The following is a 12,657-nucleotide window of genomic DNA, read 5'->3' on the forward strand; positions in this document are numbered from 1 at the left end:
CGGACTTTAGGGCTAAACCGAAAGGTCTGCGTATATTTATTGTGTCGCTAAATCTTATGGATTTAGCTCTGGATAAGAAAAATAAAACTAAACAATAAGCTTTAGCTTCGTGCTAAGACAGGAATGAAAGGTTTCCTTGCCAGCCTTCTTGCCATAGTCTCATTGACGTAAAACATTTGTCAAACGAAATCTGAATGGAAATTTTCAATCAAACAGACATAAAAAAATACTATCAAATATTCGGATATGCAAACCTTATTTTCAGTATTCTTCTTGTCATTTTTTTAACTGACATTGATTTTAAAGAACGGATTTTTGCTCTTATATCAATTAATGTTGGATTTCATATGCTCTATTGGTTTTTTTCAAGTCTTTCAAAGGACTCAACTCGAATGAACAATAGTTTTAATAAAATTATGGGAACAGGAATGTTAAAGATTTTTGCTGTTTTTGGAATAATATGCTCATTCACAATAGTTTATTTTTTCATTACAAACGCCATTTCTGAAAAAGAATATGTTGGACTGTTTGGAATATGTATTCCCTTTGGACTTTTTCTCGGTGCATATAAATTATGGACTGATTTAAATAATGAATAAAACACGTTTTAGAACATTGGTAACCGTTGCACAACCCCATAATCATTAAAATAACGACTCACATAACCGCTTTTTAGGGCGGGATTTTTTTTAAGCACCAGAACAAACCATTGTTCTCGCAGGACATAGAAACCCACTTTGCAGCTTGTGAAGTCCGGTTTTTACAAAAACCGACAAGACGGCCTTGCCTTCAATACATAATATCACTTCTCAACCTCCAACAGCGCTACTGACTCCAGCGCATTTTTAATAACTCTGCTCCAAATGGTATAGCCTTCTTTATTTAAGTGCAAGCCGTCCGAGAGATAGAGTTCCGGTATGGGCCGGTTGTCACTACTGATCATATGGCTAAATACATTTATAAACTGCGCGTTTAACTCGGAAATCACATATTTAGACAACAGTAAATTGGTCTCTATAATCAACGGAATCATCTGTTCCCGTTCCACGCTGGGCTTCAAACTTATAAAAGCCAGTGCCACATCTGGGTATTTGGCTTTGACCATGCCCACCAATTCGTGGCAATCCGCTAGTACTTCTTGCGGTGTTCTACCTTGGCTTAGGTCGTTCTCACCTGCATAAAGCACAATTTTAGAAGGATTTACCTCGGCAAAAATTTCATCAAAATAATGAATGCACCAAGCAAATGTAGAGCCTCCAAAACCAAGGTTCACAGTATGAAAGGGCTGTAAATCCTTCTGCATGTGTACCCATAAACGTACCGAAGAACTTCCATAAATGGCAATCAGATTTTCTTGGGTCTTCAGTTTTGAAACCCTTCTTTTAAGCCTTTTAATTTCATTGGCCCACATGGCAGGTGGTTCTTCATTAAGTACCGTGCCACCAGGAGATAGGAATAATTCTTCCGCTCTTTCTCTCGCCTTTTGAACATCAATTGTATACTCCGCTTGGTATTGTTGTACAAACGCACGCAAGCCATCCTTGCTTTTTGATGCCACCTTTTCGCTTAATAAAAACGGTTGTCCAATCTTACAGTAAAACAAGGACCTACCGATTCGGTCATCAAAATTCACAAGAACTATGGGTACTATTAGCGGTTCTTTTTCTTGTGCGGCGGCCAATTTAAAAGCACCCATTTTAAAAGGACCGGGAGATTCTTCGGTTCGGTAAGACGTGCCTTCTGGACTAATAATTATATTGTAATTATTGTTCAGGTGTTTGGAGGCCTCTTCATAAAAAATGTTTCGCGCCTGTTTTACATTTTCGGAAGACGTGAGCTCCGAGTCTTTGGTATATACATTTATATGGCCTAAATTGTTGTAATAGTTTTGATGACCATATTCCTGTCCGCGGCCAATGCGAACGGTTCTAATACCCGGTTCCCCATATTTTTCGAACAATACCTTAGCACTCAAAAAGTGGGAATCCAAGGTAATTTGAAAACTGTTGTTTAAGGTGTAGTGGGCATCATTGATTAAATGATTGTAGGTAAAAATATGACCTGCCGTTTCTGGTAGGTTTTCCCATCCTTCAATTACATACGGTACATTTTCAAAGACTTTATTGGTCAATCGGGCACATATTTTCCGATTCAAATCCAGGTCCGTTGTATCCCTTGCCGCTACGTTTGAATAGATTTCCTGTAATCCGTTTATAAAATTGCTCTCTTTTTGGTCTTCCGTTAGCAACTCCAAACTCAAAGAGGCGATATGTCTTTCCAAAGCAGTGCCATTTTCAAGCAAAGAGTTCAAAGCATCATAAGCCAGAGCTTTGGTGTTATTGCTTTTTAACAAATGGGGCACTTGGTGCAAAGAAGAAGAAACCGATAAGCGGGATTCATTATTTTTGATCAGTTGAAAAACAGCCTGAAGATTATGCTTCCCAAGCAAGCCCACATATCTTATGAATGCTGCGTTCAGCTGGTTGCCCATCAGCCATATTAAACGTTGAAAAAACTGACCTTCGAACTGATCATCTTTTTGGAATAGCTTCATGAGGTCATGGTCATGAATAAAGTAGGCCGAAGTTCGGGTACGCGTAATGGCAGAACAGCTATCTTTTTGCTTCAGTAGACAAGACCAACCGAATACAAAACCTGAGTTTTTGATGGAACGCTGTTTAATTTCTATTGAATTTTCAATACGTTTTATGGATACTTCGCCATCGATCAGAATAAATAAGCCATTACTATAACCATCTTGGACATATAGTACTTCGTCCGGCTCGTATTCCCTACGCTCGGCCAATGTAGCCATAGCGGCCAATTGTTTTTCCTCAAAATAATCTAAAAAAGGGGAACGCCTCATTAACGAAATTACCGCTTCTTTTTCCGCTACGGGCGAAATATGAAACTTACGGTCTTCCACAAAAGGTTGAAAACGCACCGGATTTAACAGTTCCGATTGCTTTAATAAGGCCGTATGTAAAAGGTGGTATAATTTTGAACCTATGTTCTTAAGAAGAATATTTTTATGTCCTTCCTGCAGGTATGTTTCTATCTGCTCAAAAGGAATTTCAAAAAAGACCGCTTTTTCGGAAGCCACCAATACCTTGTACACATAACGTTTGGGAGGCGTAAAGCCATTAAGTCCCAAAGTTGAAAACGGTTCGGAAGTTTGACAGACCAATATTTCTTTATCAGGGTTTTCAATAGAAATGTAATAGGCTATACCACCTTCTAAAAGCCACCTAAACGTGGTTACTTTCTTATGTATGAAACATATGGTATGACCCTTTTCATACGTTTCTGTTTTTCCGTTCGGAAACTTTTCCTGCAATTGCGAAATACTGATTTCTTCTTTCAAATAGTGTTGATTTTAAGTCTGTTCTACATACTAACTTATTAAAGTATTGCTATGAAAAGAAGTTTTGATTTTATTTAAATTGAATTATCATTTACCCTTATCTATTTTGTAAACATCCATAAAATTTGATAATGATTTTCTTCAATTATGAAATGTGTTGATTGGATTGTAACAGTAGCTGTGGTATATGTATCTTGATATAGTATATATAGGAAAGTTGTGTCGCAAGAAGAATGTATGGGCTCACAACTGTTTATTTAACAATAATTTACCTACCAGTATCAACCACAGTCCGTAAATGTTTTATAATTTTCTTCTAGATAAAACTAGAAGGTTGGTATCCAAAATTTTTTTCGGCTTTAGTTGCTTTTTCTGTCTGTTCTTAGGCCTAAACTCTGCTTTTGGACAAAATGGTGCCAAACTATTAAAAGGAAAGGTGCAAAACGCAGACAATGAGGTTAGGGACGTATTGGTGATAAACCTAAATTCAAAAGAAACCACAATTACAGATTCCTTAGGCCTATTTTCTATTGAGGTTAAAAAGGGCGATTTAATCCGGTTTACTGCCATTCAATATCTTACGAAGGATATTAATATTACCGATGCCATTTTAAATCTGAGCTTAGTTACTATAAACCTTGTTGAGAATGTCATCAATTTAAAGGATGTTACGGTTACCCCGTATAACCTGACAGGAGAAATAAACCGTGATTTAGACCGGTTAGGACTTGAACCTTTGGTAACTTCGGGATCATTAGCATTGCCCAATGCAGATTTAGAGGTCATGAGCCAAAGCCAACGACTACTTTTAGAGGCCGATAGAGGTAAGTATATTCGTTATTATGGTATTGGACTAATAATAAACACTCATAAAATAATGAACCGATTGTCCGGGAGAACTAAATCATTTGAGGATATGGTTCTTCGTGATGAAATTATGGATATGGAAAGAGAGGTCATTACTAAATTCTCAAAGAAAACCCTAGCCGAAAGTTTTGATATCCCCGAAGCAAATGTTGATGGATTTCTAACCTATTGTATGTCGCAAAACGATTTCACTTCATTGTCAGAAACGGCAAATACAACAGAGATTTGGGCATATTTAGAAGAGCGAAGTATTGAGTTCAAAGAAAATGAATTCGCAAAAAAGTAGTTGAGCATATTTATAACAAGTTATTTAACAATATTTTACCTGCTGTTTTCATCCTCGATACTAATTTGTTCTCTATTTTGGTTTTAGAAAAAAACAAGAATGTCTGTATGTAAACCCTATTTTGGAATTAGTTGTTTTTTATTCATTTTGTTAAATACACATTCTTGCTTTTCACAAGTCAATACTAAATTACTCAAGGGTAAAATTCAAAATTTTGAGAATGAAGTTAGAGATGTTGTGGTTATGAACCTTAATTCTAAGAAAACCACAATTACGGATTCTTTAGGTCAATTTTCAATTGAGGTAAAATTGGGTGATTTACTAAGGGTAACAGCCGTTCAATACCTTACGAAGGATATTAATATTACCGATGCCATTTTAAGTCTGAGCTTAGTTACTATAAACCTAGTTGAGAATGTCATTAATTTAAAGGATGTAACGGTTACCCCATATAACTTAACTGGGCGAATAGATCAGGATTTAGACCGACTAAGTCTAGACCCTATACTCACTTCTAAAACGTTGGGTTTGCCCAATGCGAATTTAAAAGTTCTGTCTCATTATGAAAGACAACTTCTAGTAGCGGACAGGGGCACATATGCAAGATTGATGACTATAGAAGAGATGATGAAAGATGATAAAATCTTATTGGGGTTCTTTAAAATTGGTGCTGTAGTTAATACGGATAAGATTTTCAATAGAATTTCCGGTAAAACCAATTTATTGGAAACTATGGTGAAAGGAGATGTAAATACAGAGATGGAAAAGAAAATTCTTGCTAATTTTTCGAAGGAAACAATGGCTGAAAGTTTCAATATCCCCGAAAGTAATATTAATGGTTTTCTCACCTATTGTATGTCGCAAAACGATTTCACTACATTATCAGAAACGGCAAATACAACAGAGATTTGGAAATATTTAGAAAAGCGAAGTGTTGAGTTTATAGCAAGTGAAATAGTAAAGGAGTAGGGTGAATGTACCAAACTACACCAAACAAGCCTCACATTGCCCTTGAAGCAATATTTGGGAAGCTTCTACTTTACGATTGGGAATACTGGGAATACGAACATTTACGATTAGACAATCCACTTTTCCACAGCTAAGACATTGAAAATGCGGATGTACATCATGGTGTTCGGAAGCCGAGCAACCAGAACACTTAGCGTACCATTTAATTCCTGTTTTTCCAAGAAAAGAATGTAGAATTCCATCTTCCTCTAGCCTGTCCAAAACCCTATAAACAGTAGTTTTATTAAAGCGAGAACTGAGTTGGTCCACTAAACTGACCACCGAAATAGCACCCGAGTTCATTTTAAATTCCTCCAAAATAGCATCGACCGATTTTGTCCTTCTAACAATTCCCATAGTACAAATATAACGCAACATAGTTGCAACAACAAATTTTGTGTTTTACATTTGCAACACAGTTGCATTAATAATACATACATGATTGATATTACAAAAAAACCGGACGCTTTAGGTGCATTAGCAAGTTCTTTGTGTCTGGTACATTGCGTTGCCACTCCGTTTTTATTTGTTGCCCAAAGCGGCTTGGTAGTAAATCACCTTACTATGCCTTCATGGTGGAAATTTCTAGATTATATTTTTCTTGCTATATCATTCTTAGCGGTCTACCGTTCAACTCAAACAACCACTATCAATTGGATAAAACCAGCCTTGTGGTTAAGCTATAGCGGCCTATTTTTTATTATTATGAATGAAAAAATGGGGCTTTTGCCCATACCTGAAGCAGTAATCTATATTCCTACCTTGGCGCTGATAGTACTTCACCTTTACAATAAGAAGTACTGTAACTGTGCACCTAACGACCAATGCTGTGCACATGAATAACAAGAATAGGGAGCAGATTGAAATATTGGGAGATAACCATTTTTCTGCAAATACGGAAACTCCTTTACGTGCGGACGCTTTTGATACTTCCGATGATGAAAAAATTAAGAACATTCAACATCATTTTGGAATGATAATGAAAGAAATGGGCTTGGATTTAACCGATGATAGCCTATCCGGTACCCCATATCGCGTTGCTAAAATGTATATAAAAGAGTTGTTTTATGGCTTAAACCCAGCCAATAGGCCCAAGCTTTCTACCTTCGACAATAAATATGGCTATCAGAAAATGTTGGTAGAGCAGAATATTACTATCGATTCTGCCTGTGAACATCACTTTTTACCTATAGTTGGGCATGCTCATGTGGGTTATATTCCAAAGGACAAAGTAATCGGGTTGTCCAAAATTAACCGTCTGGTAGACTACTATGCGCATCGTCCGCAAGTACAGGAAAGATTGGTTCTACAAATACGCAATGATTTGCAAAAGGTGTTGGATACAGAAGATGTTATCGTTTCCGTAAGTGCCAAGCATTTATGTGTCTCTTCAAGAGGTATTAAAGACAAGAACAGCTTCACTACAACTTTAGAATATGGCGGCTGCTTTGCAGATAAAGCATATAGGGATGAATTTTTGACCATTATAGGCCAACAAGCCATTTAAAGATCTGAAATAAATATCTTAGAGAACCATTTGTTTTGATAAGGAAAATACCTGACAATGGTAATTCAACTTTAATCCATAACTGTTGCGGGAGTGAAACACTAGCACTATTTTCTTAGTAATACGAATGGATGTGCTATATATGAGAGAAAAGAAGCCCCTCTAAATTTCATTATTCTAAAAATCCTACCCTTAAGAACACATAATATACAATTCTCTTTGATGTCCGTATTACAAATCATTGTAAAGCCCTATATTTAGTAAGGTCCAGGTTGGTTTAGTCAAATTATCACAATCTGGGTTTTCTCTAATTAATGTGATTTTTGTAAAACCGACCTTATGAAAAAACGTGATTTCCTCAAAAATGTATCATTGGCTGCTTTGGGTGCACCATTCTACGGCAGTGCTTTGGCAAATTCGGCAGAAGTTGTTGCACAAACCCCTATACATAAACTAACTACAGATGAAGATTTTTGGTTGAAGGTACGTGATGATTATAAACTTAAACCGGATTATATTAACCTAGAAAGCGGGTATTACAATATTATTCCAACACCAACACTAGAAGGGCTTCACAAAAATATAGATAAGATAAATTACGAAGGGTCTTATTACATGCGTACCGTGCAATGGGAGAACAAAGCGCGGATGACCGAGAAGTTGGGCGAAATTATTGGCACAACTAATAAGAACATTATCATAACCAGAAATGCAACCGAATCGCTAGATATGGTAATTATGGGTATGGATTGGAAAACTGGCGATGAAGCGGTGTATGCCCTACAAGATTATGGAGCCATGAAACTCATGTTCGAGCAGGTGGCAAAACGTTATGGTGTTATAAATAAAGAAGTTTCAGTACCTAATCACCCAAAATCAGATGAGGAAATTGTCGCCGTTTACGAGAAAGCTATAACCCCAAATACCAAATTACTGATGGTAAGCCACATGATCAATATTACAGGCCATATCTTACCCGTCAAAAAAATATGTCAGATGGCTCATGAGAAGGGCGTGCAGGTCTTGGTAGATGGAGCGCATTGTATTGGTCATTTTGAATTCGATATTACGGATTTAGAATGTGATTACTACGGTTCAAGCCTCCATAAGTGGTTGGCAGTACCTTTAGGTACCGGTTTATTGTATGTCGCCGACGAGCATATAGATACGCTTTGGCCCATTTTTGCAGAAGCAAAGAGAGAACCGGGTGATATTTCTAGATTGAACCATACAGGAACAATACCTGTATACCATGATTTGACCATTGAAAATGCCATAGATTATTATAATTTATTAGGTGGAGCAAAAAAGGAAGCACGCATGCGCTATCTTCAGGAATACTGGACCAGCAAAGTGAGAAACTTACCCGGGATTTTATTGAACACTCCCCAAGAAACCTATAGAGCCTGTGGTATTGCCAATGTGGGTATTGAGGGTATGGAACCTGCCGACTTAGCAAAGAAATTGTTGGACGATTATCAGATTTTTACCGTCGCTGTTAAGTATGCCAATGTAAACGGATGTAGAATTACGCCCAACGTATTTACAACAACGGATGAACTAGATACGTTTGTAAAGGCTTTGAAAGAAATGGCGGCATAATTATAAACTATAGGCCGTACTATCCTTTACCGAGTCTAGAACAAAGGAAGTGTGTATGGTGGAAATTCCGTCTATTATGGATAGTTTTTGGTTGATGAACAGATGAAACCCTGCGATATCGTCCACAGCAATTTTAAGTAGATAATCAAAGTTCCCTGAGACTTCGTGGCACTCCATTACTTCGGGTAATAAACGCATTTCACTTTTAAAGCTGTCCGCTAATTTCTTCTGCTGCTGTACTAAAGTAACCTGACAATAAGCAATAAGTTTTTTTCCGATTTTATTTCTATCAAGCAAGGCAACATAAGATTTGATAATATCTTGTTGCTCAAGTTTTTTAATTCTCTCGTAGGTAGGCGTTACACTAAGTCCGACTTTACCCGCTATTTCTTTGGTATTCTGTTTCGCATTCGCTTGAAGCTGCATGAGTATTTGGTAATCGATCGCATCCATATTAGATTATTTTTCTACGGTTCAACTATTTATCCTTTCAAAAAGAATAAAAACACTTTCACAGCAAATATAATAGTTTATTATTCTGTATTTGTAAAATTTACAGTATTTGGTTTTACTATTTGTAATTTTACAGTATAAAATCAACGAATATGAATGATGAGCAACAGGTAGATGAACTGCTAACCAAACTGATTGAAGAAAAAAATAGAGTTTTAGGTTACCCAGTAGCGAAGGATTTTGATTATTCCCGATTGTACGAATTTTTAAAACACCCTATAAATAATGTGGGAGACCCTTATGAGGATACAACCTATAAGGTTCAAACACATGAGATGGAAAGAGAAGTGGTGGATTTCTTTGCGAATTTATTTAGAGCCGACCCATCCGATTATTGGGGCTACGTAACCAACGGAGGCTCTGAAAGTAACCTATATGGCTTGTATTTAGCACGGGAATCGCATCCAAAAGCAATGGTGTATTTCTCGGAATCTACCCATTATAGCGTAAGAAAGAATATTCATTTGTTGAATATGCAAAGTATTACTATTAGAGCACAAGAGAATGGGGAACTAGATTATGAAGACCTGGAAAATACGTTGCAACTCAACAGGGATAAACCCGCAATTATTCTTACAACCTTTGGTACTACCATGACCGAGGCGAAGGATGATGTTTCTAGGGTAAAGCGGATTATAAAAAAGCTTGCTATTCAAAATCACTACATTCATTGTGACGCTGCTTTAGCGGGTTCATATGGCCCTTTTATTGAACCTAGGATTCCTTTTGACTTTCAAGATGGCGCCGATAGTATTTCTATAAGTGGACATAAATTTATTGGGTCTCCTTTTCCTTCTGGAGTTATTATCGCCAAGCGCTCTTTAAGGGATAGAATTGCAAGGGGCATTTCGTATATAGGTTCGTTAGATACAACAATTACAGGCTCTAGAAACGGGCATAGTCCACTTTTTTTATGGTATGCTATAAAGAAAATGGGTGTAAAAGGGTTGGAAGAGCGTTACCGTCATAGCTTAGAAACAGCCGAATATTGTAAACAGGAATTAATTAAAATCGGAGTTAAAGCTTGGACGAATCCTGGTAGTATTACCGTAGTGTTTCCTAAAGTAGCCAAATCCATAAAGGACAAATGGCAATTGGCCACAGATGAGGCCACTCATATTATTTGTATGCCAAATGTAACTAAACCACAGATTGATGAATTTATTCTAGATATGGTAAGTGAAAAGGAGGCTGTGGCCGGGGTAGTGTAAACGATTCTATTCAAAGTGATGTAAACATCACAAAGAAGTTACTACTCAAATACCGGGTTGAAAATTGATGCAGCAGAAGCTTTATGCTTTTGCTGCATTTTTTATAAACCATTATTATAAAAAATTAATATCTAATCTTACATCTTTTTGTAGGGTATATTCTATTAAAGGCCGTAAATTGGATATTATAAAACGAATATCCGATGGAAACTGAAATAGAAAAGTTAATACCACATAGATTTCCTTTTTTGTTTGTGGATAAAATTTTAATTGCGAACGAGAAAGAGGTAATCGGGCTACAAAGTTTTGATAAATCCGTGGATTCAATATTAACAGGAAGTTTTCCTGATTATGATTTCATACCCGGAATGATTTTAGTTGAATCTATGGCGCAATGTGGAGGTGCAGGTTTAAAGAAAGCCGGGCTCGCAGATGGTTTTTTTGGTTTAGTGAGTATGACAGATGTGAATTTTATGAAAGGTGTAACCTATGGAGAGGAAATTAAATATGTAATTCAAAATGTTAGAGTAAGCAATAGGATAATTAAGCAAACAGGTATTGCATTTGCTCAGAATGAACCTATTGCTGAGGCAACTTGGGTTTGCGCTAGAATTGATTGAAAATGAAATAAACGCTTTTCTATCCTTTTGTCGTTTAAAATGGGCAGAAATGTATAATAATTTTAACCCAAAACAATGAACATGAAAATTAGTCTAAGAAACCTCATTTTTGCCAATTTCAGTCTTTTACTACTAGTTTTATCCTCTTGTGGTTCAACAAGCTCCACAGCAGAAGCGAAAAATGCAACTCCCATAGATGGCGTGTGGGAGTTAAGCCATTTCTATAATCTTGGTAATGGAGATACGCTGATTACAGACACCTCTAAAGTGCAACATAAAATCTACATGGACGGTCATGTTATTTGGAATACAAACCCAGCTCCCGATGGTTCGGAGTGGCATGGTTATGGCAGGTATACTTTTAAGAACGATACAATTACCGAAACCTTGACATCCATGTCCAAATCCATGCAGAGTGATGTGAACACCTACATCATTCCAATAGAACGTAGTACCAACAGTTACAAACAGGTAAATACGTACAGCCGTAATGACACTGTTTTTCAGAATATTGAGGTGTATAAAAAATTGAATTAAGTAATTTATGAAAATTGATTTACTAGTAACCTTTAGCGTTACAAAGGAAGAAAACCCCGAAGCAAGCAGAGCAAAGATTGAAGATATACTTATAGACGGAGAGGAAATAAACCTAGCATATTCTCATGTAAGGGATAAAGTTTGGTTTACTACAAAGCGAATAATTGCTATGGATGTTCAGGGACTTACGGGCAGTAAAAAAGAATTTAAGTCTTTTCCGTATTCAAAAATTAGCTCCTTTTCCATCGAAACGGCAGGAACTTTTGATGGCGATAGTGATTTTAAAATATGGGTGAGTGGTGTTGGTGTTTTTGAAATTAAATTCAGAAAATCGTTAAACATCAAAAAAGTCGGGAGATTCTTGAGTGAAAAATTATTGAGTTAAACCTTTCCAAAACCATCCAAGGCTAAGAATTATCTCTCAATTATAACCTCTAACTTCCCCCATATCCAAAGTTATAGGTCCTAGTTTGTGAGAAGTAGGCAAGAAAGCCCCTGTTTCCATAATCTTCCAATACTCCCAGGTTGCTTTGACTCCACCTATGGGAATAATACTGACCCACATTTGGTAGCTTTCTGGTACGCCATTAGCGCCTAGATGCCAGAGGTAGGAATCCCCAGGCGTGCTGCCTCCAGACGAGTACGTAATTAGTAAAGCTTTAGAACCGTTCTCTAGAGTAACTAAACTCCGTTCCGTTCCGAGGTCAAAAACTTTAAAAGGAGCTACCAGCCAAAAGGAATCATTATTAAAAAATCCTTCAGCTTTGTTAATCAGTTCATTTTTAGTATCACCTGTTACTTCAGAACCGTTTTCAAACACATTACTTTTTGACGATTGTTTTAAGTGCAAATGAACATGATAGTCATCCCATTTTACATCAACTTTACCATTCGTTTTATCCCATTTATAATGGTGTGCCCCATTGGCAAAACTCCATTCCAAATAATTGGTTTTTGTATAGGCTTCATTATTTATCGCTTCTAACATTTTATTTGCAAGAGCATCGGCCTCAACTCCTGGGGTTCCTTCTGGTAATGGCTCATTGTAGATTAGATAGAGAACCCCAAAACCGATAAGAAGAATAGCGGCAAGAATTAAAACGCCTTTTCCAATAATTTTCAATAGTCTTTTTATCATCTAC

Annotated in this window: 14 protein-coding genes; 10 read left to right on the plus strand and 4 right to left on the minus strand. The window is 36.8% G+C overall.

Annotation, left to right across the window (positions count from 1 at the left end):
* Positions 1 to 194: 194 nt before the first annotated feature.
* Positions 195 to 599, plus strand: coding sequence for a hypothetical protein (locus P0077_RS18360; RefSeq protein ID WP_276166657.1), 405 nt, complete (start codon positions 195 to 197; stop codon positions 597 to 599).
* Between the two features lie 203 nt (positions 600 to 802).
* Here P0077_RS18360 and P0077_RS18365 read toward each other — a convergent pair whose 3' ends face one another.
* Positions 803 to 3,364: a cyclic nucleotide-binding domain-containing protein gene (locus P0077_RS18365; protein WP_276166658.1), complete on the minus strand. Its 2,562-nt coding sequence runs from the start codon at positions 3,362 to 3,364 to the stop codon at positions 803 to 805.
* Between the two features lie 436 nt (positions 3,365 to 3,800).
* On the opposite strand from P0077_RS18365, the gene P0077_RS18370 reads away from it, so the two are divergent.
* Positions 3,801 to 4,517: a hypothetical protein gene (locus P0077_RS18370; RefSeq protein WP_276166659.1), complete on the plus strand. Its 717-nt coding sequence runs from the start codon at positions 3,801 to 3,803 to the stop codon at positions 4,515 to 4,517.
* A 243-nt stretch (positions 4,518 to 4,760) separates the two neighbouring features.
* A complete protein-coding gene (locus P0077_RS18375; protein WP_276166660.1) occupies positions 4,761 to 5,486 on the plus strand; it encodes a hypothetical protein in 726 nt (241 codons plus the stop codon).
* Positions 5,487 to 5,501: 15 nt separating this feature from the next.
* Here the strand turns inward: P0077_RS18375 and P0077_RS18380 are convergent, their stop codons facing one another.
* Positions 5,502 to 5,882, minus strand: a complete 381-nt coding sequence (locus tag P0077_RS18380) for a Fur family transcriptional regulator (protein WP_276166661.1) — start codon at positions 5,880 to 5,882, stop codon at positions 5,502 to 5,504.
* An 81-nt stretch (positions 5,883 to 5,963) separates the two neighbouring features.
* Between P0077_RS18380 and P0077_RS18385 the strand changes: the two genes are divergently transcribed.
* The 3 genes from P0077_RS18385 (at position 5,964) to P0077_RS18395 (ending at position 8,634) form a co-directional block, all read left to right on the plus strand.
* Entirely contained in the window at positions 5,964 to 6,368 is a 405-nt protein-coding gene (locus P0077_RS18385) for a MerC domain-containing protein (protein WP_276166662.1), read from the plus strand.
* On the plus strand, positions 6,361 to 7,032 hold the full coding sequence (folE, locus tag P0077_RS18390; RefSeq protein WP_276166663.1) for a GTP cyclohydrolase I FolE: 672 nt from the start codon (positions 6,361 to 6,363) through the stop codon (positions 7,030 to 7,032). The genes P0077_RS18385 and folE overlap by 8 nt, the downstream gene beginning before the upstream one ends.
* Before the next feature lie 339 nt (positions 7,033 to 7,371).
* Positions 7,372 to 8,634 (plus strand): aminotransferase class V-fold PLP-dependent enzyme, encoded by a 1,263-nt coding sequence (locus P0077_RS18395; protein ID WP_276166664.1) that lies wholly within the window; start codon positions 7,372 to 7,374, stop codon positions 8,632 to 8,634.
* Here P0077_RS18395 and P0077_RS18400 read toward each other — a convergent pair whose 3' ends face one another.
* Positions 8,635 to 9,087: an Lrp/AsnC family transcriptional regulator gene (locus P0077_RS18400; protein WP_276166665.1), complete on the minus strand. Its 453-nt coding sequence runs from the start codon at positions 9,085 to 9,087 to the stop codon at positions 8,635 to 8,637.
* Positions 9,088 to 9,239: 152 nt separating this feature from the next.
* Here P0077_RS18400 and P0077_RS18405 point away from each other — a divergent pair, with 152 nt between their 5' ends.
* The 4 genes from P0077_RS18405 to P0077_RS18420 all read left to right on the plus strand — a co-directional run bounded on the left by P0077_RS18405 (position 9,240) and on the right by P0077_RS18420 (position 11,900).
* Positions 9,240 to 10,358, plus strand: a complete 1,119-nt coding sequence (locus P0077_RS18405; protein ID WP_276166666.1) for a histidine decarboxylase — start codon at positions 9,240 to 9,242, stop codon at positions 10,356 to 10,358.
* Positions 10,359 to 10,561: 203 nt separating this feature from the next.
* On the plus strand, positions 10,562 to 10,978 hold the full coding sequence (locus P0077_RS18410; RefSeq protein ID WP_276166667.1) for a 3-hydroxyacyl-ACP dehydratase FabZ family protein: 417 nt from the start codon (positions 10,562 to 10,564) through the stop codon (positions 10,976 to 10,978).
* Positions 10,979 to 11,059: 81 nt separating this feature from the next.
* Entirely contained in the window at positions 11,060 to 11,515 is a 456-nt protein-coding gene (locus P0077_RS18415; RefSeq protein WP_276166668.1) for a hypothetical protein, read from the plus strand.
* Between the two features lie 7 nt (positions 11,516 to 11,522).
* A complete protein-coding gene (locus tag P0077_RS18420; protein ID WP_276166669.1) occupies positions 11,523 to 11,900 on the plus strand; it encodes a PH domain-containing protein in 378 nt (125 codons plus the stop codon).
* 36 nt (positions 11,901 to 11,936) lie between these two features.
* Here P0077_RS18420 and P0077_RS18425 read toward each other — a convergent pair whose 3' ends face one another.
* On the minus strand, positions 11,937 to 12,653 hold the full coding sequence (locus P0077_RS18425; RefSeq protein ID WP_276166670.1) for a hypothetical protein: 717 nt from the start codon (positions 12,651 to 12,653) through the stop codon (positions 11,937 to 11,939).
* Between the last annotated feature and the right edge of the window lie 4 nt (positions 12,654 to 12,657).

This window comes from Zobellia alginiliquefaciens (assembly GCF_029323795.1).
In the GTDB taxonomy this organism is placed as follows: Bacteria; Bacteroidota; Bacteroidia; order Flavobacteriales; family Flavobacteriaceae; genus Zobellia; species Zobellia alginiliquefaciens.

Excerpts from the sequence above, each read along its gene's own strand:
- P0077_RS18360 (WP_276166657.1), top strand. The coding sequence starts at position 195 with ATGGAAATTTTCAATCAAACAGACATAAAAAAATACTATCAAATATTC.
- P0077_RS18375 (WP_276166660.1), top strand. The coding sequence starts at position 4,761 with ATGAACCTTAATTCTAAGAAAACCACAATTACGGATTCTTTAGGTCAA.
- P0077_RS18380 (WP_276166661.1), bottom strand. The coding sequence starts at position 5,882 with ATGGGAATTGTTAGAAGGACAAAATCGGTCGATGCTATTTTGGAGGAA.
- P0077_RS18385 (WP_276166662.1), top strand. The coding sequence starts at position 5,964 with ATGATTGATATTACAAAAAAACCGGACGCTTTAGGTGCATTAGCAAGT.
- folE (WP_276166663.1), top strand. The coding sequence starts at position 6,361 with ATGAATAACAAGAATAGGGAGCAGATTGAAATATTGGGAGATAACCAT.
- P0077_RS18395 (WP_276166664.1), top strand. The coding sequence starts at position 7,372 with ATGAAAAAACGTGATTTCCTCAAAAATGTATCATTGGCTGCTTTGGGT.
- P0077_RS18400 (WP_276166665.1), bottom strand. The coding sequence starts at position 9,087 with ATGGATGCGATCGATTACCAAATACTCATGCAGCTTCAAGCGAATGCG.
- P0077_RS18405 (WP_276166666.1), top strand. The coding sequence starts at position 9,240 with ATGAATGATGAGCAACAGGTAGATGAACTGCTAACCAAACTGATTGAA.
- P0077_RS18410 (WP_276166667.1), top strand. The coding sequence starts at position 10,562 with ATGGAAACTGAAATAGAAAAGTTAATACCACATAGATTTCCTTTTTTG.
- P0077_RS18415 (WP_276166668.1), top strand. The coding sequence starts at position 11,060 with ATGAAAATTAGTCTAAGAAACCTCATTTTTGCCAATTTCAGTCTTTTA.
- P0077_RS18420 (WP_276166669.1), top strand. The coding sequence starts at position 11,523 with ATGAAAATTGATTTACTAGTAACCTTTAGCGTTACAAAGGAAGAAAAC.
- P0077_RS18425 (WP_276166670.1), bottom strand. The coding sequence starts at position 12,653 with ATGATAAAAAGACTATTGAAAATTATTGGAAAAGGCGTTTTAATTCTT.